At 39.2% G+C, this 25,682-nt stretch carries 19 protein-coding genes; 16 read left to right on the forward strand and 3 right to left on the reverse strand.

All coding sequences use genetic code 11. The annotated features are described in order from the left end of the window. Entirely contained in the window at nt 1–1,356 is a 1,356-nt protein-coding gene (locus V3Z67_RS13940; protein ID WP_330443889.1) for an MBL fold metallo-hydrolase, read from the forward strand. A gap of 8 nt (nt 1,357–1,364) precedes the next feature. Here V3Z67_RS13940 and trxA read toward each other — a convergent pair whose 3' ends face one another. The 3 genes from trxA to V3Z67_RS13955 are packed head-to-tail and all read right to left on the reverse strand — an operon-like array spanning nt 1,365 to nt 2,899. Beyond that, nucleotides 1,365–1,673, reverse strand: a complete 309-nt coding sequence (gene trxA, locus V3Z67_RS13945) for a thioredoxin (protein ID WP_330443890.1) — start codon at nt 1,671–1,673, stop codon at nt 1,365–1,367. Nucleotides 1,674–1,688: 15 nt separating this feature from the next. Beyond that, nucleotides 1,689–1,982, reverse strand: coding sequence for a chaperone modulator CbpM (locus V3Z67_RS13950; RefSeq protein WP_330443891.1), 294 nt, complete (start codon nt 1,980–1,982; stop codon nt 1,689–1,691). 8 nt (nt 1,983–1,990) lie between these two features. Beyond that, nucleotides 1,991–2,899, reverse strand: a complete 909-nt coding sequence (locus V3Z67_RS13955; protein WP_330443892.1) for a J domain-containing protein — start codon at nt 2,897–2,899, stop codon at nt 1,991–1,993. Nucleotides 2,900–3,153: 254 nt separating this feature from the next. Between V3Z67_RS13955 and V3Z67_RS13960 the strand changes: the two genes are divergently transcribed. From V3Z67_RS13960 to V3Z67_RS14030, 15 genes are read left to right on the forward strand one after another with little or no spacing between them, the layout of a single operon-like run. Further along, entirely contained in the window at nt 3,154–3,822 is a 669-nt protein-coding gene (locus V3Z67_RS13960) for a DUF4255 domain-containing protein (RefSeq protein WP_330443893.1), read from the forward strand. A 40-nt stretch (nt 3,823–3,862) separates the two neighbouring features. Beyond that, the gene (locus V3Z67_RS13965) at nt 3,863–5,797 is read left to right on the forward strand and encodes a phage tail sheath C-terminal domain-containing protein (RefSeq protein ID WP_330443894.1); all 1,935 of its coding nucleotides are present in this window, start codon (nt 3,863–3,865) and stop codon (nt 5,795–5,797) included. Nucleotides 5,798–5,832: 35 nt separating this feature from the next. Continuing rightward, nucleotides 5,833–6,273 carry a phage tail protein gene (locus V3Z67_RS13970; protein ID WP_330443895.1) on the forward strand — a complete coding sequence of 147 codons (441 nt, stop codon included), beginning with the start codon at nt 5,833–5,835 and terminating at the stop codon, nt 6,271–6,273. A gap of 6 nt (nt 6,274–6,279) precedes the next feature. Continuing rightward, a complete protein-coding gene (locus tag V3Z67_RS13975; protein WP_035132173.1) occupies nt 6,280–6,735 on the forward strand; it encodes a phage tail protein in 456 nt (151 codons plus the stop codon). Nucleotides 6,736–6,753: 18 nt separating this feature from the next. Beyond that, entirely contained in the window at nt 6,754–6,930 is a 177-nt protein-coding gene (locus V3Z67_RS13980; RefSeq protein WP_330443896.1) for a DUF5908 family protein, read from the forward strand. Next, a complete protein-coding gene (locus V3Z67_RS13985; RefSeq protein ID WP_330443897.1) occupies nt 6,927–7,700 on the forward strand; it encodes a CIS tube protein in 774 nt (257 codons plus the stop codon). The genes V3Z67_RS13980 and V3Z67_RS13985 overlap by 4 nt, the downstream gene beginning before the upstream one ends. A 6-nt stretch (nt 7,701–7,706) precedes the next feature. Next, the gene (locus V3Z67_RS13990) at nt 7,707–9,392 is read left to right on the forward strand and encodes a phage baseplate assembly protein V (RefSeq protein WP_330443898.1); all 1,686 of its coding nucleotides are present in this window, start codon (nt 7,707–7,709) and stop codon (nt 9,390–9,392) included. Nucleotides 9,393–9,394: 2 nt separating this feature from the next. Further along, entirely contained in the window at nt 9,395–9,685 is a 291-nt protein-coding gene (locus V3Z67_RS13995; RefSeq protein ID WP_330443899.1) for a PAAR domain-containing protein, read from the forward strand. A 14-nt stretch (nt 9,686–9,699) separates the two neighbouring features. Next, nucleotides 9,700–10,113 carry a GPW/gp25 family protein gene (locus tag V3Z67_RS14000; RefSeq protein WP_330443900.1) on the forward strand — a complete coding sequence of 138 codons (414 nt, stop codon included), beginning with the start codon at nt 9,700–9,702 and terminating at the stop codon, nt 10,111–10,113. Nucleotides 10,114–10,120: 7 nt separating this feature from the next. After that, a complete protein-coding gene (locus V3Z67_RS14005; protein WP_330443901.1) occupies nt 10,121–13,228 on the forward strand; it encodes a baseplate J/gp47 family protein in 3,108 nt (1,035 codons plus the stop codon). 6 nt (nt 13,229–13,234) lie between these two features. Beyond that, complete coding sequence (locus V3Z67_RS14010) at nt 13,235–16,255, forward strand: hypothetical protein (RefSeq protein ID WP_330443902.1); 3,021 nt, start codon at nt 13,235–13,237, stop codon at nt 16,253–16,255. A 9-nt stretch (nt 16,256–16,264) separates the two neighbouring features. Continuing rightward, nucleotides 16,265–19,252, forward strand: a complete 2,988-nt coding sequence (locus V3Z67_RS14015) for a hypothetical protein (protein ID WP_330443903.1) — start codon at nt 16,265–16,267, stop codon at nt 19,250–19,252. Between the two features lie 24 nt (nt 19,253–19,276). Further along, on the forward strand, nt 19,277–19,873 hold the full coding sequence (locus tag V3Z67_RS14020; protein WP_330443904.1) for a hypothetical protein: 597 nt from the start codon (nt 19,277–19,279) through the stop codon (nt 19,871–19,873). After that, nucleotides 19,873–21,333 (forward strand): contractile injection system tape measure protein, encoded by a 1,461-nt coding sequence (locus V3Z67_RS14025; RefSeq protein WP_330443905.1) that lies wholly within the window; start codon nt 19,873–19,875, stop codon nt 21,331–21,333. Before V3Z67_RS14020 ends, V3Z67_RS14025 begins: the two co-directional genes overlap by 1 nt. A 17-nt stretch (nt 21,334–21,350) precedes the next feature. Beyond that, nucleotides 21,351–25,682, forward strand: a complete 4,332-nt coding sequence (locus V3Z67_RS14030; protein WP_330443906.1) for an eCIS core domain-containing protein — start codon at nt 21,351–21,353, stop codon at nt 25,680–25,682.

Genomic DNA, 25,682 nt, shown 5'->3' on the forward strand with positions numbered 1-25,682 from the left:
ATGAAAATAAAATTCCTAGGTGGGGCAGGCACGGTTACCGGCTCCAAAACACTTGTAGAGAGTAACGGCGTTCGTTTTTTGGTGGATTGTGGGCTTTTTCAGGGGTTAAAAGCACTGCGTGAACTTAACTGGGAAGTACTACCCGTACCTGCCGAAACCATAGATTATGTATTACTTACACACGGGCACTTAGATCATTGCGGATGGCTACCTAAACTGGTTACACAGGGCTTTAAAGGAAAAATATACTGCACAAGACCTACTAAAGAAATAGCTAAACTCATTTTGCTTGACAGCGCCAAAATACAGGAAGAAGAAGCTGCAAAAGCCAACAAAAAGAAATCATCCAAACATAAGGTTGCAAAACCACTATATACTGTAGAACAGGCTGAAGACGTATTCCCGTTATTCAGGATTATAAAACCAAATGAAACGTTTAATATTGATGCAGAAATCTCGATTACCTATACCAATGCGGGACATATTATAGGTGCCTGTAGTATAACGGTTGAGGCAGAAGATAAAACGCTGGTATTTTCGGGCGATGTAGGCAGGGATAATGATGTACTTATGTTCCCTCCTACCAAACCTAAAAAGGCCGACTATGTGTTTTTAGAAAGTACCTATGGAAACAGGCTTCATCCTGATACCAACCCAAAACTGGAACTGGAAACCTACATCAACAATACTTTTCATAAAGACGGTACGGTTATTATACCCGGTTTTGCGGTAGAAAGGGCTCAGTCTATTATGTTCCTGCTATGGCAGCTCAAAAAAGAAAGCAGAATACCTGATATCCCTTATATACTGGATACTCCTATGGGAGCTAATGTACTGGGGGTTTTTACCGAAAATCCGCAATGGCACAAACTTTCGGCTCATGAGTGCATAGAAATGACAAAAATGTTCTCTGTAATCACCGATTATGAAGACACTATAAAAGTAATATTTGACAACAGGCCTAAGGTTGTGATTGCTGCCAGCGGAATGGCTACTGGTGGACGTGTGCTATCGTACTTTGAACGTTATATAGGATTACCTAATACCACTGTAATATTTGTGGGCTATCAGGGCGAAGGCACCCGCGGACGCAAACTATTAGAAGGATATGAAACCATCAAAATATACGGACAGTACTATCCTGTAGAGGCCAATATATTACAGATTGAAGGATTATCTGCACATGGCGATCAGCATGATTTGATAAACTGGCTGTCGGCTTTAGAGAACAAGCCCGAACGTATTTTCCTTGTACATGGGGAAAACGAACCTGCCGATGAATTACGTATAAAAATAAAGGAACGCTACGGCTTTGAGTGTAACATTCCTTTTATGCATGGTGAAGCCGAAATTTGATTTCGCCCTTATACCTTTGCGTGTTGATTTATCGTCCTTATAATATCATCCTTTTGCAGTACTCCTGATTGCCTCCAGAGCATTTTACCGTTTTGGAACAGCATAAGTGTAGGGACACCTTTTACCTGAAACTGAGGATTTGCCATTAACTGTTGGTTTTTATCTACGTCTATTTTGATAATGGTAATCTTATCGCCCATATCGGTTTTTACATCATGTAATATGGGTGCCAGCATTTGGCAGGGACCACACCAGGTTGCAAAAAAGTCGACCAGTACAGGTTTACTTCCACTTATAAGTTGGTTAAATTTATCCATAGTTATTTCGTTTTATCAGGGTTCGTAAAATCGTAATCTGTTTTTAAGGCCTTCAATTTCAGTTTGCATGTTCTTCATTTTTTGCAGTAAATGAAAAACAGCACCAAGTCCCTCCATATTAATATTAAGTTCATTGTGCAGCCTAATCATTCGTTCTGCTTCGCTTACCTCACTTACCGGCAGGCATTCCTCCTGCTCTATTGTTATTACTTTTACCAGGTTGTATTCCTGTAAGGTATCTATAAAAGCGATTTCTATGCTATGGTGCTGGCAAAATATCTTTACCGGTATGTATTCGTTACTTTCCATTGTCCTGATTATTTTGATTCGTTAGACAATTCCTTAAACAGTTCTTTTTGCTTATCCGTAAGATTTGTAGGTATCTTAACGGTATAGGTTATGTACAAGTCGCCAAAGCTTCCTTCTTTCTTATACACGGGGAAACCTTTTCCTTTAACCCTAACCTTTGTACCATTTTGTGTACCGGGGCTTACTTTCAGTTTTATGGTACCATTCATGGTTTCAAACATCATCTCACCACCAAGTACAGCTGTGTATAGGTCAATTTCCTTATCGGCATACAAATCATCACCCAGCCTTTTAAAATTTGGTGAATTGGTCACGGTAAAAGTAATATACAAATCACCATTAGGTCCACCATTTGCGCCATTACCTCCTTGCCCTGCCAGTTTAATTACCTGACCGTCGGCCACACCTGCCGGAACAGTTATCCTGAGACTTTTACCATTTACGGTAAAGGTTTGCTTGTGGGTAGTATAGGCCTGTTCTAGCGTAAGAGACATTTCGGCGTGGAAATCCTGACCTTTAAAACGCACCTGCCTGCCACGACCACCACCACTGCGGGTATAGCCGCCGCCACCAAACATCGATTCAAAGAAATCAGAGAAATCACCTCCTTCAAAATCCTGCGTACCAAAACCCTGGGATGTAGACTGTCTTTGCTGCTGATGTTGCTGCCTGTATTTTTCATACTCCTCACCGTGTTCCCAATCCTTTCCATACTTATCATATTTCTTTCGCTTTTCAGGATCACTCAGTACCTCATTGGCTTCGTTAAGCTGTTGGAATTTTTTATCAGCCTCTTTATCGTCGGGGTTCAGGTCGGGGTGTAGTTTTCGCGCCAGTTTCCTGTAGGCTTTTTTTATCTCATCGGTCGTTGCACTCTTATCAACGCCCAGTATTTTGTAGTAATCTATAAACTCCATAAATACAATTGGTTTACACTATAAATTTAAGGCTAAAATGGTATAATATCAAAGAACACGAAATGATTTTGATCATTTTTTAACGTTATTCCTAAATACAATCCCCTAAAGATTTTAAGGGGTATTTCCCCCTGTAAAACAGGGTTATAACCTCACAACTAACTGATTATATACAAGTTACTTTGTACAAACAAAAACCAACCAACAGCATCACCCCATGCTGAACAAAATTAAATGCTAAAAAGTTCAGAGTGATGGATATTAAAATTATCATAGAAAAACTTGCAGGACTTATCGATACAGACAACAGCCTAATCGATATTACCAACATAGCCACACTTAATGACGGCGATGAGTTTTTAACCTCAAAAACACCTATAGTAATGTCTATAGTTAATATTGAGGAAGACAAAACACTCAAAAACCAGTCGGTATACCTTAAAGGTACTGCCGATGATACTAATATATCCCGTTACAGGCATCCTGCACAAAACCTTATCCTGTCTGTTCTCTTCAGTTCCTACAATAAAGACCTTTCCAAATACCTTGACGGACTGGATAAACTCAAAAACATTATAAGCTATTTCCAGCAAAACAACACCTTTTACTATAAAAACGACGATAGCGAGCTTATAGACTACACTTCTTATCTGGCAAAAAGCGAGGTACAAAAAGAAAACTACTCCAAGGTGAGCATGGAACTGGTTAGCCTGTCTATGGAACAGCTTAACCAAATGTGGTCGTACCTGGGTTCTAAGTACATGCCTTCGGTACTGTATAAAATAAGATTGTGCGCTGTACAAAGCTCAACTACTACTCAGGAAAAAGTAATCAATAAAGTTAAAATCAATCTTTGGGAAAACGATAAGAACAGCCTGATAGGGCAACTGGAATCACACGAGTTTCAGGCAGATAATGATTAAACAATTAATAACCATACTTAAGAACTAAACCGAAAAAGTTATGAATATAAGTTCTATTAAAACACCGGGGGTATACATCAATGAGATTGATGCCTTCCCTCCTTCAGTTGCTCAGGTAGCAACCGCAGTACCTGCTTTTGTAGGGTATACAGCAAAAGGCCCCACTGTGCCTACCAGAATAACTTCTTTCATGGAGTTTGAAGAGCTTTTTGGCGGCGCACCACAACCTGCTTCAGTAGCAGTGGAGTTAGACGCAAACCTAATGCCTACAAACAATACAACCGTAACCGAAAGCAAGTACAAACTGTACAATTCGCTTAGGCTGTTTTACAGTAATGGCGGCGGTGTATGTTATATCGTTTCTGTAGGGAACTACAGTGATAATATAACTAGTGAAACTACATTTACTGACGGGCTTGAGCTCCTTAAAAAGTTTGACGAGCCAACACTGTTACTTTTCCCCGATGCCATTAATCTAACGGCACAAAAACTGGGACTTGTGCAACAACAGGCGCTAATGCAGTGTGCTGAACTTATGGACAGGTTTACTATAATGGATGTGAAACAGGATACCGGATTAGTTGCCGACAGTGCAGAGTTTAGAGACAGGGTTGGCACCCAGAACCTTAAATACGGATCGGCTTACTATCCATACCTTAAAAGCTCGTTCCCTTACAGTTTCAGGTTTAAGGACATTAACGGAACAGGAGCTGGTAAGGTAAACTTTAAAGGCATATATTCATCAAACACATCACTGAAGGCTTCAATAGAAGAGTTTGAAAAGAAAAATGCCGACTACGATGCCGTGAATACAGCATGGAACCCTTCTCCTGCTCCTTCAGATGCTACAAATCCTAAAAAGCTACACCAAATACCTATTGATACCCACAATAAGCTGAAAACAGCTATAGATAAAATGTGGAACATGCTTAAGGTGTTGGGCAAACCGGCAGATCTTACCAGTACGGCTGCGAAAAACTTTACGTCAGACCTTATTACTAATTTCCTGAAGAAATATGCTCAGGAACTGGTAGACTTCAAGTTTGCTTATGAGGTACTGAAACAATCAAACGGTACGACCGATGTTGATGATCTTACTGCATTAGATAACGACACCAACTTTAAAGATGCATGGGGCGATATATCGGCTTACACAGAATCTGCCAGCAATCCTTACACAGATGTTATAAAAGTGGCTGTAGCTACCCCTACACCACATGATGAGCCTGATTTTGTAAAAATTCAGTTGGTTGTACAAAAGCTGCATGCAGCCATAATAAATGCAATGGACAACGCCGTTAAGAGCCTTAATGATTACATACTTTTTGAAGAAAATAACCTTATCTCACAAATTCCTATTTATCCATCAATAGTGGAGAAACTGTCTCAGTCTATGAATACGGTTCCGCCATCAGGAGCAGTAGCAGGAATATATGCCATTACCGATGCCACACGCGGTGTTTGGAAATCTCCGGCAAACGTGAGCATTAATGGTATAGTAGGTCTTACAGACGATGTTAATGATGCCGAACAGCAGAACATGAATATACACGAAACCGGAAAATCGATAAATGCCATAAGGAAGTTTACAGGAAAAGGATTCCTTGTTTGGGGTGGAAGAACATTAGCGGGAAACAGTAAGGACTGGAGGTATGTAAATGTTAGAAGGCTGGCAAATATGATTGAAGAATCGGTTAAAAAGGCATGTATGCAATATGTTTTTGAACCAAATGTAGCGCAAACATGGGTTAGTGTTAAGGGTATGATAGATAATTATCTCACTACTCTTTGGAATGACGGTGCTTTGGCAGGAAGCAAAGCAGAGCATGCCTTTTTTGTTCGTGTAGGACTTAACGAAACCATGTCGGCTCAGGATGTGCTTGAGGGCAGAATGGTCGTTAAAATAGGCTATGCACCTTCAAGACCTGCCGAATTTATCATACTTGAGTTCAAGCAAATGCAGCAACGATCTTAACCATAATTATTAGATAACCTTAAAATTATAACAAGATGCCAAATATAGATTTTCCGCTACCTAAGTTTCACTTCAGCGTACAATGGGGTGGCAGCAAAATAGCCTTTACGGAAGTATCGGGCTTAAATAAAGAAATGGATGTTATTGAACATCGTGTAGGTTCCAGCCCTGAGTTTTTCAAAAAGAAAATGCCCGGGCTGCAAAAACTAAGCAATATTACTTTAAAACGCGGGGTGTTTTTAGGGGACAATGAGTTTTACGATTGGTACAATACCGTAGCACAAAATACGGTAGAAAAACGTACCATAATCATATCCCTGCTTGATGAAAACCACGAACCTAAAGTAGTATGGACCGTAAAAGACTGCTTTATAGTGTCGCTTAAATGCACCGATTTAAAATCAGACGCTAACGAGGCAGCTATAGATACCGTAGAACTAGCCAACCATGGCATTACTGTAGAATCTAAATCATAAAGAACTATGCCGGGCAGCGATCCTATAACAGGCTTCCATTTTTCAGTCGTTTTTGAACTGGTTCCTCAGTTTTCCATTGACACCAAGTTTCAGAGTGTCTCGGGACTAAAAGTTACCATGGAAACCGAACCCTATACCGAAGGCGGACAAAATAAGTTTAAACACAACCTGCCGCTTCGCTCAGGGTATCAGGACCTGGTACTTAAAAGGGGACTTACAAACGACTTGTCCGGGCTGTCATTATGGTGCAATCAGGCAATGGACGATTTCATTTTCTACCCGGCAAACCTTATTGTCTCTTTACTCAACGAAAAGGGTAACCCTGTAAAGGTTTGGTATGTTGCAAAGGCTATCCCTTTAAGCTATGAGTTTAGTGACTTTAATGCCGAAGAGAACAAAATAGTGATTGAAACCATTACCCTTAAGTATAACTTTTTCAAAGAAATTCCCATTCCCTTTTAATTATTAAAATCTTTAACCATGGTAATAGAAATCAAAGAATTAAGAATAAAAGTAACTGTGGCTGAAAATCAGCGGGAAAGTTATACTGCCGCACCACAATCCGATAATGTTGTACGAAAGGAAATGATATCGGAAATAGTGAAGGAATGTACCCGAAGCGTACTGGAAATAATGAAAGAAAGGGCTGAACGATGATAACCGGAATTTTAGGAAGTATAGACAAAATGCGTATTGAGGTATTCCCTACCAAGCAATATACCGAACCACCACGCAAAACCATTTTTGTACAGCTAAACCCTGAGAAGTATAGTATGAGGCACAATGTGGTGTTTTGTGACGGGCAGGCAATGGGAACTACCGGCAGTGACCTTAGGTTTAACCGTATTGAAGGCGAAGAGGTAAGTTTTGAGTTTCTGTTTGACAGTACCGGAATTATTCCTCCCGGGAAAATAAAAGACGGTAACGGTCAGGGATCAGACTTACTGGATGCGTTTGGCGATGTTGCCGAGGCCTTAAAACCAGCCATAGTAAATCCCTTTGGCGAAGTACAAACCGTAGAGAAAGAGGTGGAAGCGTTTAAGGACCTGTTAATGGGCTTTGATGGCGAAACCCACCAAACTTCTTACCTAAAGCTTTTATGGGGAGGTTACAGCCTTACCTGCAGGTTAAAGAGTATGAATATTGATTATGTTCTTTTCAGGAAAGACGGCAGGCCCATAAGGGCAAAGGTAAACTGCACCTTTAAGGGCACTGTAGACTACAAAGTTATGGTAGCCCGCGAACAGCGCAGCTCACCCGATCTTACCCACGAAAGAACAGTGAAAATGAATGACAAGCTCACCCTTTTAGCTGAAGACATTTACAGGAACAATTCGTTTTACATAGATGTAGCTAAGAACAATAAACTGTTAAGTTTCAGAAACATCAGTCTTGGTCAGAAAATAAAATTCCCACCTGTAAAATAACCTACTATGCCTGATTTACAGCCATATTACCCTTCTTCAGACACTTTACTCAACCTTGAGTTTCTTATTAACGGGGTAAACACAGGGCTAGATGTCCTGCTAAAGGAAGCAACCATACAGTTTGAACTTAATAGGATTCCTACAGCTAAGTTCATTTTTGTAGATGCGGCAAACCATGTGGAAGAAGAAGAGGAACTGCCTATTAATTCGCTTACGCGAAATGCAGGTGATCCTCCTATAGCTATAGAGGTAAAAGTAAATTTTGAAGGCAGCAGTGAAACTATTTTTAAGGGGATTATAAAGTCGCTTGATAAACGTATTGAAAGCGAACAGATAACGGCTAAGGTAGAGTGTAAGGATATTGCATTGCAGTTAACACAATCGTCATCGGAAGAAGAAAACAACAACCATACTTTTGGTGATAAACTAACGCTCTTTACCAGAGACCTAAGTATTAGCGATAACCTAACCAATCAGCCCTGGAGTGAGGAACAGATAACACACAATACCTCAACCACGCCTTGGGATTACCTTATAGGTTTTTTGGATTCCATAGGGATGATGGTCGCATTACGCAATACCGAATTTACCGGAATTGACATACTGAATACCAACCATGAACCTTCTTATAAGGCAGAAAACGGCATTAATGTTTTTACGTTTAACGGTCGTATTGACCCCGAAAAGAGAAGATCGTCGGTTACCATAGAACGCTGGGATATAGAAAGCCAGTCGGTGAGTCGTGTGTCAAGTGAGCAGGATGCCGATGAGAATCCGCATACGGTAAGGGTTAGCCAAACCTCATTGCAGGAATCTACACTGGAAAAAATTGCCAATGCCACACTGGAAAGAAGTAACATCGCCGCTATTCAGGGCAGGGTAACCACCTTTGGTAACCTAAGTGCCAAACTGGGCGATTACATCACCTTCAGTAAGGTTAATAACGACATAGATAATATACAACTGCTTATTTCACAGGAAGTACATTCTTTTGAAAACGGCTGCTGGAAAACAGAATATACTTTCGGACTGGAAAGCGAACGTTCCTTTACTGAAAGTACTTCACCGGGAGTTAACAACACTCAGGCACAGATTGGGCAGTCCAATACTCTAAACGGATTACAAATTGGAGTAGTCACACAAATAGAGGAAGACCCCAACAACCAGTTCAGGATTAAGGTACGCATCCCTATCCTGTCGGAAAACGGAGAAGGTATATGGGCAAGGCTCGCAACCCTCAATGCATCAAACGAAACGGGTAGCTTTTTTATCCCCGATGTGGATGACGAAGTTATTGTAGGCTGTATAGGCAATAACCCCGATACCCCTGTGGTGCTTGGTTGTTTGTACAGTAGTAATAAACCAATGCCCTTTCCTATTGATGCTAATAATTACAAAAAAGGGTTTGTGACCAAAGAAGGTACCCGCATAGTAATTGACGGAGAAACAAAAAGTATTGAAATAAGCACTAACGACGGAAACAAGGTTCTTATAAGTGACGACCAAAAAGGGATTACCCTTGAAGACGCTAACAGCAACAAAGTAATACTCAACGACCAGGGAATTACTATTGAAAGCTGTAAGGACCTCAATATAAAAGCAAACGGAAACATTAAGGTAGAAGGCATACAAACCGGTATTGAAGCAAGTAGCCAACTGGAACTAAAGGGTTCAATCATCAATCTAAACTAATTATGGGAGCAGCAGCCAGAACTACAGATATGCATACCTGCCCAATGTCAGACGGGCCTAAACCTCATGTAGGCGGTCCTATACTGCCGGGAGGTAATACCACAGTACTTGTAGGCGGTATGCCTGCTGCCGTAGTGGGCGACAATTGTGTATGTGCCGGAGCGCCCGATGCCCTTACAACGGGTTCTTCCAGTGTTTTTATTGCCGGTAAATCTGCCGTGAGAATGGGTGACCCAACAGCTCATGGCGGTACGGTAACCGTAGGCTGCCCTACTGTAATGATAGGCGGATAAAAAACCAAACAATTATGAAAAAGGATTCTTTTTTAGGGACAGGATGGGGCTTCCCTCCTACCTTCAATAAACATAAAGCAACAGTAGAAACAGTAAGTGATGAACAGGACATATACCAAAGCCTGCAAATACTACTTACCACCCAGTTAAAGGAAAGGATTATGCGATCTGACTATGGGTGTGACCTTTCAGCTATGCTTTATGAAAGTATAACGGTAACCCTGCTTACCAAAATAAAGGGGATTATTGAAAATGCCATAGTGCTGTATGAACCCCGAATTGAACTTCTTGATACCGACTTCAAAACTGAAGGAACCAATAATGGTGTGGTATACATTGAAATTACCTATCGCATAAGGGCTACAAACTCCAGAAAGAACTATGTATTCCCTTACTACCTGGAAGAAGGAACTTTTGTAAAACAATAACAACAAAATGGGAAACTGTAACTCCATATTATCAATACACAGCGGAATGGGAACTACTCAGTCTAACAGAGTAAACCCTGCTTTAGATCCCACTTACTTCCGTTTGGATGAAAGGAACGAACAGGACTTTATCCTTTTTGTTCAGAAGCTTTCGCAGTATGTAACGTTTTACAACGAGTTTAATATTCCAGAAGGTACATGGGCCGAGTTTTTCGGCAGGGAATCCACTTCCATACTTATACTGATTGCCAACTGGAATATAGAACTGTTACAAAGCTCTTTTGAAAAAAAGAAGAATGAAATACTTATCAATAGCGATAATGCTTCACAAAAGGCAATATTACTGGAGTATTTCAACCAAATAGAAACACAGTTTAACGAACTTAAGGAAAAGGCGGCATTACTGGATGATAACATCCTTGAAAAGGAAGCGCTTATTTCCTCTACTTATACCATAGCCGAAAGGTTTACCTATATCATTACTATGGTAAACACTTCATCTGATATAGCCTCACTGCTAAAAAACTATGTATTCAATAAGGCTATACAGCAGCTTTTCGGGTTATTACTGTCCTGGAAAAACTTTACCCAAAAAGCAGTAGACAATCAGTTAAGTAATTACCCTGACCATTCTCCGCATTATACTTTGTTCCTGTCTTTTGTAAAACTGTTACAGGTAGCAAAAGATAAGTTTAATGAGTTTACCAAAAGGCACCTTGACTTTTACTATAAAAACGTACTGAAGGTTGAAAACCAAAGGGCTAAGCCTGATTATGTACACTTAGTAGTACAGCCTCATAACACCACACCATTCCTTATACCTAAAGGGACTGTTTTCCCGGCAGGGAAAAACAGCGCCGGACAGAAAAAATATTACAGTGCCACTCAGGATCAAACCATAAACGGTATAAAACTCAGTTCATTTTTAAGTAAATATTACAGTAACAACAGCTTTTATAAAACTACACTTACCGATTTAAATACTACAGGAAAAGGATTTGATGCCTTTACTACAAATACCGAAGAAACAAGAGAAGGAATTATGATTGCCAGTCCGCTATTATTTCTTCAAAGTGGTGAGCGTTCCATCTATATTACCTTCAATGATAAGCAATACAATGCTACCGATTTCGATTTTTACATCTCTGGAGAAAAAGAACTTATAGAACTGACTGTAAAGGAGAATGAAAAAGTAAACAACACCGATGCTGTACAAGCAATTAAACTAAGTATCCCGGCTGATGAAAAGGCAATTATACCTTATGATGCCAAGCTACACAAAGATTTAGAAATCAATACTTCTTTCCCTGTATTAAAAATAATACCTAAAAGTACAGAGGTAATAAATATTGTAAGTAAAATAGATATTACTGTAAAGGTTGCCGGTTTCAAATCATTCAAAATTGAATCGGACTTTGGTACAATTGATCCCGAAAAATCCTTTTATCCGTTTGGAGAAATTCCTAAAAGTGGTAACAGTTTTTACATAAGCTCTAATGAGCTGTTTATGAAAAAGAATGCAGAGGCTATATTCGGTTCGTTCTTCTTTAACTGGATATTTTATAATAAGGTTATTACCTATCAGCTTCACAACGGTGTATGGGTACAGTTTTCGAACCAATACAATGAAATCAAAAACAACTATCCGTTAACAGATTACAGGTTTAACGAAATAGCCAGCAGTGATATAAAATCCAATGGTAAGTTTAGAATTCAGTTTAATGATAGCAATTATGCTAATGAAAAATACATGGAAGCTTACATTGATGCCACTAAAAATGACGGAACACTTCCATACAAACCTCAGTATAATGACTTTGGTTTTTGGTATAATGTAAGCGAATCCATAAACCTTACTACCAGAACAAACGAGGCGAATCCGGTAGAGATATTTAAATCAACTCCGTTTGGGTATGAAAAGTTCACTAAAGGGCTGTTTAAATTCTCAACTGCAAGTGCTCAGGAAGGTTTTATGTATCTTGGATTTGAAAATGCAGTTTATGAAGACGGATTAAACTTCCTTATTCAACTGGAGGAAGGTACGGCAAACCCTAGGCTGGAACCTGCAACAGTAAAATGGTCCTATCTTGGCAACAACCAGTGGCAGGATATAGAACCCCAAAATATAGGAGACGAAACTCTTTCCCTAACCCAGTCGGGGCTTGTAAACATTACCGTTCCAAGCTATAACAATGATAACACGCTATTTTCGGCTAAACTGTTTTGGTTGCGTATATCGGTTTCCAATATACAGGCGGTTTGCCGCATTTTAGGCATCCATGTACAGGCACTAAAAGCAGTACTTACTGATTATGAAAATACAGGTACTGAATTTTTGGAACATACTCCGAAAGGAACGATTAGCAAAACTTACACAGCTATTAATCAGGTTAAGAAGATACTACAGCCGTATGCCTCTTTTGGGGGCAGAAAAGCCGAAGCAGACGAATCCCTTTACACAAGGATAAGCGAAAGACTAAGACATAAAAACAGAGCCATAACCGTATGGGATTATGAGCATATAGTCTTACAGGAATTCCCGGAAGTATACAGGGTAAAAACACTAAATCATTACAGGTATGATACTCAGATATCGAACGTAGCTGCCGGCTATATTACGGTAATACCTGTGGCAAAATCACAAAACACAGATAACATAAGCTGGAAACCTCTGCTTAGTCTTAATAAGATGCTTTTAATAAAAGAGCATTTAAGTAAAAAAGCATCAGCGCATGCCCGCATTAACGTTAAGGCACCAAAGGCAGAAATGATTAAGGTTGAGTTTAATGTAAAGTTTTGGGAAGTACCCGGTATGGACAGCAGGCTATACATCAGTCAGTTAAAGGAAACCATAAACAGGTATTTGAGTCCGTGGGCCTATGATGACCCCGAACTGAATTTTGCCAATGAAATTGAGTTTTCATCCATCATTCAACTGGTAGACAATCAGGATTTTGTAGACTACATAACCAATTTTAAGATTACACAATACCTACTGGATGAAAATAACCAGATAACAGACTCCCATATCCAAAACCTAAACAAGATTACACCCCAAACCGATTTTACATTATTTATCCCTAATGAATCACACCTCATAGAGGAAATAAAATAAAAAGCCATGCCGCAGGACTATTATATAGAGAAAGACAGAAAACTGAATCCGTCACAGGATTTTCAGTTCCTGCTACAGGAAGGATTAAAGCATATAGAAACGCTTGGTCATAAATTTTGGACCGACTACAATGCCCACGATCCCGGTATAACCATACTGGATGTGCTTTGCTATGCCATTACCGAACTGGGGTACAGAGCCGATTTTGATATAAAAGACCTGCTTACCAATAAAAACGGGGTTATACAAAACAATACGTTTTTCAAAGCATCGGATATTTTTACCAATGCTCCCCTAATTCGAATTGATTACAGGAAACTGATAATAGATATAGAAGGTATTGCCAATGCCTGGGTTATTGCCTCACAAAAAACTACCGACGAAGATGGGTACAAACTACCTAACGATACCGAAGCCAAGCTGTATATCAATAAAAGGGAAGATAAACTTAGCCTTAAAAACACTGATAATAAAAACAATACAATACCCGAACTGAAACTAAGAGGACTTAATAAAGTCCGTATAGAACTGGAAGATGATCCTGTTTTGGGCGACCTTAACAGTCTTGTTTTAGAACATGCTTTTTGGAGTGAAGACCATTGGGTAAAACTAAAAATCGTTCCGCAATTTACTAACTGGAATCATCCCAACACAGCACTGTTCAAAAAAATGGATAAGCCGTCTAAAATTACTATAGATAGCATTAAAATAACAAATGGTATAGTGTATTTGGTAGTGAACAGGTACAGCAAACCTACCGATTCACTTCACTTCAGGATTTTCCCCGACGATTCCCGTGAATTGGATATTGCCCTGAATTACTTTGGTAAAGAGAAAAACGTATGTGAGGTAATAGCCTTACTTGCTACCAAAAAAGAAAAGATTGAAACTGTTACCGCCAGTGTAGCAAACAGTCTGCAACAAAACAGGAATCTGTGTGAAGACTACCTGTGTGTTGAGGTTATCCAAAAAACAGATATTGGGATTTGTGCCGATATTGATATTGTACCGGGCAGTGATGCCATAGAGGTAATGAGCCAGGTACAAATCGCTATTGATAATATTATCAGTCCGAAAATAAACTTCTATACCCTGTCACAACTGGTAAACGAAGGATATCATTCGGAAGATATTTTTCTTGGTCCAAAGCTAATACATGGCTTCCTTAAAGATGAGGAAATTGAAAAAGCGACCCTTCCTGAAGAGATACATGCGTCAGACATTATCGCTGCCCTAATGGAAATTGACGGTGTTAAATCGGTTAAAAACCTCATGATGACAGCCTACAATGCATTAGGAAAGTCCATAACTGCATCCAGCAATCAAAAATGGGTATTGCCATTACCCGGAGATATAAAACCTGTATTTAACGCCTCAAAATCAAAGCTGTTACTGTTTCAGCAGGGTATACCATTCCTGCTTACCGAAACACAACAAATGCTTACTGAACAAAAGGTTATAATGTACAAATCGCAGTTTAGCCAGAGAAAACTGCAAAATATTAAAAACGATTTTGAGGCAGAAACAGGTAATTACTATCCGTTAAACGAGTATTACAGTATTCAAAATGACTTCCCTGCCAATTATGGGCTGGGTAAAAATCCGGTTTCAGATAAAGCACCTGAGTTACGGAAAGCACAGGTAAAACAACTAAAGGCCTACCTGTATTTTTACGAACAGTTACTAGCTGATTTTTTCAGTCAGCTATACAATGCTAAAGATCTTTTTGATACTAACGGTGCTGCCAGAACTTACTTCCCTGCGTTTCTCGATAAGAACGATGCCGAAGGTGGTGATTTCTATTCTAAGGAAATATACGGGCAGGATTTAGAGTCTAAATTAATAAACGGACTTACCACTAACTATGTATCACTATACGAAAGTGAAAGCCTGTATTACACAAGGAGAAACAAGGTGTTGGATCACCTTATAGCCCGCTTTGCCGAAAGCTTTAACGATTATGTGTTTATGATGTATCGGGTGGCAAATGACACCCAAGGCATGGGCGGACTGGCTTTTGACTATGCCAACCTGATTACCGATAAGGAAAATTTTATAAACTCCTATCCCGAAATAAGCAGTAAAAGAGGTCTGGGTATAAATTACCTTAATGCAAAAAGTAATACTATCCCTCCACAACTTAATGATTTTTGGAATACCCAACATCGTGGCGGTTATGAAAAACGAGTTGCCAGACTATTAGGTATAAATGAAATAGGGCTACGTAATATCGTGACCGAAGATGCTCCGCAAACACAATGGACCGTTGAGACCGAAACAGAAGACTTCCTTTTCAAAATCGTATCTCCTGCTACTAACCTAAAGGAAAAATGGGAATGGTCACAACTGCATTTCCTTGATCAAAACCTCTACAAAATAGACAATTACGGCAGTAAGTTTATGTTGTATCTGGTAGATGACAGTACAAAAATAGCCCGACTGGATAAAAAGTTTGATACCGAACAGCAGTCCTACGATTATCTGGAAAGTATGATTGCCAAACTCAACATCTATTACGAGAACTTTTACTGTTTGGAACATATTTTACTAAGACCTTTTGACAATAAACTATTTACCGATAGTGATTTGCTTTCGGTTTGCCTTAACGACGACTGCAACGACCCTGTTAATAACGATCCTTACTCCTTTAAGGCTACTATTGTACTGCCGGGTTACCTGTCACGCTTTAAAAACATTGTGTTTAGGGAATATGCCGAAAAAGTGTTCAGGCAGGAAGCACCCGCACATGTACTGTTTAAAATATGTTGGGTAGGTATAGAGGATATGCTCCTGTTCCAGCAAAAGTACAGGGAATGGCTTGATGCCTTTCGTAAATACCGACTCCTGTTTTGCAGTAACCTACTAACAGCCACCGAGACAAAGAAATACCAAAAAGTATTAAACCAACTCATTTTGGCCTTAAAAGAACTTAACACCATTTATCCTGAAGGTAACCTTTACGATTGTGAATTAAGCGAATCAAGCAGGCCTCTTACTCTGGGAAAAACATCATTAGGAACTTTATAATAAAACATCATGGAAGCTTATAATACAACTATTTATCCGGTTTTTGAAGCCAATCAGGTTTTAAGCCAAAAAGACCTCAACCTGCTGGTGAGCCATCTTGAAGAGCAGGACCGCATAACCCGTAAAAGCCTTATTGGGTTGGGTATAGTATGTGGCCTTGAAATTTCTTCCCCTAGCGAAAATTCAGTAAAAATATCCTGCGGTACGGCAGTAACATCACTTGGTTTTCAAATCAACTGGAAGGAAAATATATTTACACATTACCATGATTACGAAATCTCCGAACAGTTTTTAAAACCTGATTCCTTACAGGAATCCCATCTGGATAGTATCTTTAAATATGCTACACAGTATGAACCTGTTAAAAACTGTATGGAACTGGTAACGTCGGCATCAGACGACAATACTAAAAAGCCTCTTACAAAAGACTTTTTAAGTGATAAAATAGTTGTACTGCTACTTGAGATTTCCCTAATAGACCAAAAAAACTGTGTAAACACCAATTGTGATGACAAGGGCAAACGTATGGAGTTTAACGTGCGTCCACTTATATTTCCTATTGACGACCTTAATACCGATGTTTTCCATGAGCATACGGTTATGGCAAAAGCTCCTAAGCTTACCTTCCCCCGATATAATGTTGACCCTTACATTAATATCAACACAGGAAATGATGTTTTAAAACAGTTCAATAAAGTATATAGTGACAGTTTTGTTATCTCAGTTTCAGATGCTGTAGCTGCACTTTACAACGATTTTAAAAACAACCACGGCAGTAATACTAACTTCCCTGTACTGCAAAACTGTAAAAACAAGATAAACGAGATTGTAAATAACCATAAGTCAACCATAAACAATCAATACCTGTGGGACTGGATTTATGATATAACCGAAGCGTATAATGAAATCGCTGCCTTCAGGAAAATCAATCCAACAATATGCTGTGTAAACGAAGGTCTGTTCCCTTTTCATGTTGCACTGGGCAATGGTACCGAAACCGGTACACAATACAGGACTCCTTTCATAGCAACGCTAAACAAATCGCAGGAAGAACAAGCTAAGCTAAAACAACTGGAACTGCTGTTTGACCGCCTTAATCATATTATCAATTCGTTTAGCGTTCCGGCAAACGGAAAGATAAAAGTAACTCCGTCGGTTTATGGGAAGGCTATGCTTAGCGAAAAGGCTATTCCGTATTACTATGGTAATGTGCTTCAGCTTAATAAAAAATGGAGTCCGGAACTTACGGAAAATCAGGAAAACGATTCTATACTTTCCTACCATTCGGATATTGCCGGATACAGTAATACTAAAGCAGTAAAACAACCTTTGCTTTTTGATATAGAACCTTATAATTTCTTCAGGATTGAAGGGCATTTAGGCATGAACTACAAAAGTGTATTAAAAGACCTTACGCTTATTAAAAACAGTAACAGTCTGCCTTTTAAAATAACAGCTGTTAATGCTGTTGATTTTACAGACAAGGAAGTAGACATTATGAAGTTTGAAGGACGTTGGGATGATCTTGAAACCGATTACGACCTGGCCCGTAAAAGGCTTTATAATATAACCGAGTTTGTGTTTAACTGGATGAATACCCGCAGGAACAAACTAATTAGTGAGAACATCCTTTCTGGGCAAACCATAGATAACTTTAAGAATATATTACAGGAAATCAAAAACCTGCTAACAAACGATCTAAAAGAATTCCTGCCTAATTTCACCAGCTTCTACGAAATTTTCAAAGAGCTTAATAACGTATTCCTGCTACACCGTTGGTGTATACAGCTTAACAGGGAAACCCTTTCGGTACTGGCAGAGGATTTAATAGACAGGCTGGACGACATTAATGAACTGTTCCTGGAAGATCCATTTGCGGTAATATATGAAGAAGCTTATGTAAGATGGCAAAATGTGTATAAAGATCTATTCTTTTCAACTTTCATAAAAAAACATTCAGGACTTGAACATAAGGCGGGGGTAACTAAAGGCGGTACGTTTATTTTGGTTTATGTAGACTCCTCCATCTTTAAGGCGGCTGCCCCTCCCCCTTCTTATGCTAACCTGCTGGCTTCGGTAAAGGCTTATAAACATAATATTCCAATAGCCGATGATGTTAAGGCAGAGCTTGAAAAAAGTATAAAATTCAAGGATTACAAATCGCAAATCAAAACAAAGCCTACTACAACAATTAATCCATGTAAGGACGAAACCGATAATATTAAGGCTAACCTTATGGAAATAGCCAAATATAAACTGGATGCTACTTACACTGCCGAAATGAGCGGGTTTATACTGGAAAATTTTAAAGACCTGTTACAATTTGCACCAACGGTTACCGGAGACAATCAAAACAACTCACTGGAGCAGCTTGTTATTGCCGATTTCTTCCTGCCATATACCTGCTGTAGTGAAGGCAATACTATAGAGATAAAACTGGAAACAGCGGCTCCTCCAAAAATCGAAATGGAAACACTGGAATACTGTAATAATAATATGGAAGGTGAGTATGAAGTATTTATTACAGGGAAGTCAGGAGGCAGTTTTTCAGGCACTGCAAAAGATGCCATTGTACAACACAGTGACAGGTATTTCTTTACACCGGGTCATAACAGTGTACAAACTCCGCAAACTTATACCCTTCAATATGAAGTGGGCGGAGAAGTAAGCAATACGCTTGAACTTACAATCCAGAGTCCTCAGGAACTGGCCTGGAACTTTAAACGTGACGCCAACAAGCCAAATGTATTCCTTTTTAAAAACACAAATGCCGATGATATCCACAGTTATGAGTTTGATTTTGGCGATGGCAGTGATACGGTAATTGCAGACAATGGGACAACTGACCACAACTTTGATTTCAGTAACAGTCAGGAATTTAACGTGACCATTACTCAATTAGGTGAAATATGCCGAAGCACACAAACTATTGTAGTAACAGCTGTTGGCGATTTTAATGCTAATGATTTCAACTCAAATGATTTTTATACTGATTAACAACAATCAAAAAACGACATAATTATGGAAACCGAATTAAAAGAAATACTGGAATTAATAGCCGCCCTTAAAGATAACGGCAGCAATACTGCCGCACAGGTAAGAGAAGTACTTACCAAAATGACAAATTACAAAGCCGGCGGTACTAATGGTTTTGAAGTAGCTACAGAAAATGTAGTGACAAACGATATACAAAGTTATCACTACTCTTTTAAGGGGGTTGAAAACCAATGCTGCAATGCATATTTAATGCTCAAAAACAATAGTGGTTCTGAAACAGCTGCTGGTGGTCGTTTTCAACTGGAAATAAGTGAGGAACAATACAACTTATTAAGGGCCTTCATTCCTGATGGGGATGAAGACAATATTTCACTTTTCTATACTGTCCCTCAGTTTTCAGATATCAGTAAGACTACATACAGAACAATTACTCTAAATGTAATTAAAGAAGGAACATTTTTCTTACTGGTTATCCGTACAAACCTTGCTCCAGGCGAAATGATAAGCACTTCAATAGCAGTAAACTTCAAAAAATTAACTGTTGATAATATAACAGGAATTAAAAAAGATAAAATGTACATAAAAGCTATGGATACTATTAAAAACAATCTTACCCGATAATGCATTTAATTAAACAAAATACTGTTGATGTTCAGTGTGCATCGCGTTCATTCAGTAACGTGATGCATAACGAGCTTAGTGTGGTACTGGAAAGGCAAATATACCCTAAACTAGCTGTACTGCTGGACAAATATGCTGTTAAGAACCATACCTGGAACATCGATTTACTGGAGATCAATATTCAGAACCTTTCAGAAAAAAACTGGAAAAACGAACTGATAGAATATACCCTTTTCCAAATAGAACAGTATTTAAAAGCCAATAAACCATTAATACACCAACAGGACAACAACAGTAACAGGTTTAATAATCTTTTATCAGATAATCAACATGCCGAAATGCTATTATACCAATTCCTTAAAACCGGTATGCTACCCGAAAACGGCATAGCCGCCAACCCTGAAAAACTAATAAGAAAAATAACGGTTAACGATAGTTTTGTGCAAGAGCTTTCCCAATATTTTCAAAACGACCTTAACACCCTTATCCGCTGGATTTTTACTATGCCCGATGCCTTAAAGGAAAAAGTACTGACAACATCATTACTTTCCGGCTACTATCCTGAGGCAATTACAGATATAGTTACAGCTTACCCGGCAAAGGTATTTACAGGAAAAAACAAAGCCTCCATACAGCAGTGGATGCGCTTTTTACAATGGATTTATGTTTTACAGCAACAATCACTCAATAAAAAACAGTTTTACTTTGAAGAGTTGGTAAAAGCATCAAAAATCCATTGGGATATTAGTTTTAATGAACTTAAAGAGTTTCTTTCTCAAACCACTACTCTATTAAAAGCAGAAAAAAAAGGCTGTCCTGCACAGGTAAAAGCTTTTTTTAAAGGTCTCGAAAAAAGATTGTACAAAAGTCAGTCGGTGCCTATTTATAAAAACCAAACTGATAGGCAAGCCAGAACTGATACTCCCGAGAACGATTCAATGTTTACAGACGGCGGTATAAATGCTGTTTTCATAAAAAATGCAGGGGCTGTTATACTACACCCTTTTCTTAATTCCCTTTTTGAGCAGCTTGATCTTTGCAATGACGGAAAATGGCTTAAAAAACAAGATCAGCATAAGGCTATACTACTTATTCAATATCTGGTAACAGGAAAAGAACAGTTTTTTGAAAATGAAATGCCGCTTAACAAAATATTATGTGCCCTGCCGGTAAGTAGTACTGTAAACACTAAGCTAAAACTTACCAAAAAAGAAAAAGACAAATGTCACAACCTCCTGGAAGCAGTTATTGAATACTGGAAACCTCTAAACGGTTCATCTATTGAGGCATTACAGCAAACCTTTTTACAACGTGACGGAAAAATAGACCTTAAAAACTCAGGCTTTGAACTATGGGTTGAAGAGAAAGGATATGATATACTACTGGAAAAACTTCCGTGGGCTATTAATATGGTAAAAACACCATTTATGGAAGACTTCCTTATTTGTAACTGGTATTAAACAGAATATGTATTGTTATGTATCAACAGCTTCAAAATAACGAACCAAAAGCCAAGGCAGCAAAATCCAATGCTCCGGTTTTTACACCTGTGGTACAGAAAAAAATGAACGTAGGTGCAGAAAATGATGCTTTTGAAGCTGAAGCTGATACTATGGCCGACAAGGTGATGCAAATGCAGAGTACCCCCCTACATAGCTTTACACCTACACCTCCGGCAATACAAAAAAAATGTACCAAATGTGAGGAAGAAGAAAACAGGATCCAAAAAAAAACACTCTCATCAGCTTATACTTCCATACAACTCAAATGTTCTAAATGTGAAGAGGAAGAGCAAAAAATACAGAAAAAATCACTTTCAGAAACCATAACTCCATTTGTTCAACGTTCAGGTACTGGAAAAGCATCAGTCGCTCCTACTCATGTAGAGAGTAATATCCTTTCTTCAAAAGGTACAGGAAGTCCTATGGATATAAGTACTAAAAATTTTATGGAGAATAGGTTTGAAGCTGATTTCTCTCAAGTACGTATCCATACCGGTAGCCAGGCGGTACAAATGAGCCGCGAACTTAACGCGCAGGCATTTACCGTAGGCAACGATATTTATTTTAATGAGGGTAAATACAACCCCAATACCCACTCCGGCAAACACCTGCTGGCGCACGAACTTACCCATTCTATACAGCAAGGTGGCAGTGTCTCAAAAAAAGTACAAAAAAAACCTGCTACAATCCAGAGGAATTTACTTGACGACATAGGTAATGGCATAAGCAGTGCTGCATCTACAGCATGGGATTATACCGGTGGAGCAGCGATACGTTTTGGTGGTCAGGTTATAGAATGGGTAGAAGATCAGGCGGTAGACATTATTAACCGAATTGCCCCCGGATTACTTCCGTTTTTAAGAGGTAACATTTGGGAGAACATCAGGGATATGATAGGCAGAGGTATTGATGCTCTTACCGGAGGATTATTTACCCGACTTCAGGAAGAAGGACTAGACGGGGTACTATCTTCCTTTATTGACGGAATTGTACTGAGCCTACAGGGACAGGTTGAAGAAGCCTGCCGTAGTTTTGCCATACTTGCCGATAAGATTTTTAACTTCCTGAAAAGCATTGGCGGAGCAGCATTAGCAAGGTTAAGAACTGTGTTTAATAAAGTAAGTGGTTTCTTTAGTTCGTTATGGACTAACTACGGGAAACCTGCCATAGATGCTATTAAACATTATGCAAGAACTGCTTGGGACTGGATTGTTGATAAGGCTAAATGGGTATGGAATCTTATAAAACCTATTATAAACGGACTTAAAAAAGCCTGGGATTGGATAAAAAAACAATTCAATATTGCCTGGAGCAGTGCAACATCTGCCTGGGACTGGCTCGTTGAAAAAGCAACCGAAGCCTGGAACTGGATTAAGGAAGCGATTGAGCCTATAAAGACCCCGTTAATGATTATTGGGGGTATTATACTTATGCTCTCCCCTGTTGGTCCGTTTTTACTGATAGGTGCTGCAACTTATGGTATTTACAGGGCTGTGGTATGGATTAAGGAAAACTGGGATAACGAGGTTTTTGTAAAATTTAGGGAAACCATACGGGAAACAATTTTGAACCCTATACAAAGCGGACTACAATTACTTAAAGTACTGGTAAACCAGGCTGTACAGTGGTTAAGTAGCCAATTTGAACGATTACAGGCTGCCTTTGGTTCATTGGTTAGTGCTGTGGCAAGATCAACCATATTCAGGGCATTACGTGCTGCGGTAGCAAGGGTAACATCTGTTATAAGGCGCGTAGGTAACATGGTAGTTACAAAATGTAAGGAAATTGGAACTGCTATTGCCGGCGTGGTACAAAGTGTATGGCAGGTAATAAAACCTTACGCTATAATTGTAGCTAAACTAATATTCCTGGCACTAAACCCATGGTTACTACCTATTGTCATAGCCGCATGGTTTTGGAGACTGCTGCCAGACTGCTTTAAACCACCTATCATAAATTTTGTATTAAAGGTAATGATAGCTGTACTGGGAGCCATGCCAAACTTTGCCATGTTTGGTGATACATGGGTACAGGTAAAAACATCTATAATACAGTTTTTACAGCAAATACTGGGAAAATCAGACGAGGAAAAAGTAATTGCAGCTAACAGGGTAGCAAAAATGGTATCTGAGCTCGACCTGAGTTTGCTTAGTAATCAGGTAGCTGCCGCAATGGGCGCACCTGCCGAATTTGAAGGTCAGATGGAAGAAGAACTGGTTGGATCAAACCTTACCATACCATTACCTTTTGAAAAAACCGATTTTAGTGAACCTTCATTAATGTCGCAGTTAAGAGCATCAGGACTGGAAGACAGTATTAGTCTTGAAGATGCAGCTTTATTTGGCCGTTCGGTTTATACAGATGAAGATATCGATGTTGACTCGGTTGGCGAATTTGAACCATCAAACGAACTACAGGAAACTATATTAAGAAGAACCGGTGGTGACGGCACTATTGAATTTGGTCAATCAGATGACAGTTCAAGAACCGTACACGGTATATTATCTGAAATGGTTACAGCCCCTACAGATGATGTAGAAAATGACAATGATGAAAACGGCAGTTCATCTTCTTTAGCCGTATCAGAACCTTTAAGTCATGAGGAAGAAACCGAATTGCGACTTCAGGAAATGATGACTCAAAGCAATGAACAAATGGCGTCTTTAGCCTGTAACCCTCCTCAGGAATCTCAAGGAGAACAGGGACCACAAACAGAAGCTTCATCTTATCCTGAAGAGGCTAAGTTTGGTCCGTTAACCCGTAATCAGAGATTTAGATATACTATTAACCAAATGAGGTCGGGCTTAGGTTTTTGGTGGCGCTGCAATAAAAGCTGGCTTATACCTACCATAATAGGTAGTTTAATAGTACTTGTACTTGCCGAGATATTAACGGGTGGAGCAATAACAGCCGCACTCCCTGCCATTTTTGGAGCACTTGCCCCTATAATGATTGGAGTGGCGGTAATAAGAGCCGGTGTTTATTTGGGTGAATATGTTTATAAATCAATTAACGGAGATATTCCGGGAGCAAGTAAATCGTTAGCAAGAGCTTTTGCTGTAGCCGCTGTTGAGGCCATATTTGCCTTACTGGGTAGTTCGGCTTTATGGCGAGGTATAGCAAAAGGAATTGGCGCTACCGCCAGGCTTGCAGGAAGGGGCGCAAGAGCTATAGGACGCGGGGTAAGAGCCATAGGCAGAGGGGTACGTTCTGTATACCGAGGCACAGGTAGAGCTATCTCTTCTGCAGGAAGATTTAGTATGAGAGCTTTAAGAGGTATTGCAGGCGGTAGTAAAACCCTATTAAGAACTTCAAAAGCTATAGTACAAAGAGGAAAACTAATACTACAGGGTATAAAAGGCAAAATAGGTAAAGGAATAAAAACACTTGATGACTTGGCCGAAAGGTTATTTGCCCGGGTGCGCTTTAGAGGATTCAGGATTATAATAAGAAACGGATGGTACAGGCTTGAAGGTTATATAAATCCGTGGGAGCTGTTAATGTCGGGCAAAGTAGTTAAAATTGACGATCTTCCTGAAGGGCAACCATTAGGACCGCAGGGTAACCGCCTTATTATAGGCTCGAGAGCTGAAGGTTCTAACCTTACCCGATACCTTGAACAAAACGCCTTAAAAGGTGGCAGAGCTCTGGATGAAAACAGGGAACTATATGAGCTTATAATGAGCAAAGGCATTAAAGGTTCTTCCAAAATATATGATGAAGTAGTACAAAACTTTATAAGATATTCAGATCAGGTTACTGAACTCAGAAGAATGGGAATGAGCCTTGAAAACATAGAAAAAATAGTTCAAAATGTTTTACAGTACCGCAATGCTGCCGATTTAAAGAGCACCATTACATATCTTAAAAGGATACAAAGGTTTAATATTGATACCTACTCAAGATTAGTTTCTGAACTCACACACCCTTTCCAAAATAAATTTGCTGGAGGAGAATTTTTACTCAAGTTCCTTGGAGGACAGTCAAACGAATTTATTGCCGGGATAAAAGGATTTGAAATTGTAAAAACCGGACGAAGGGTTGACATGGCTCTAATTAACGGACTTGAATATGAGTTTAAAAACTGGGGTAACTTTAGTAATGTAGCGGGATTAGCAAAACAAATGCAAAACGATTTTAGAGCCGGTGCCGGTCTTATGAACTCCAGATATGTAATTTCAAACCGTGCCGGTAGCACAGCAGACCTGATTAGTAATATATCTGAACAAATAACTAAAACTTTTTCCAATCCGGTCGAGGCACAATTAGCAATACAACAATTAAATTCAGTAATTTTAAGATACTGA

Source organism: Flavobacterium sp. C4GT6 (assembly GCF_036347315.1).
GTDB lineage: Bacteria > Bacteroidota > Bacteroidia > Flavobacteriales > Flavobacteriaceae > Flavobacterium.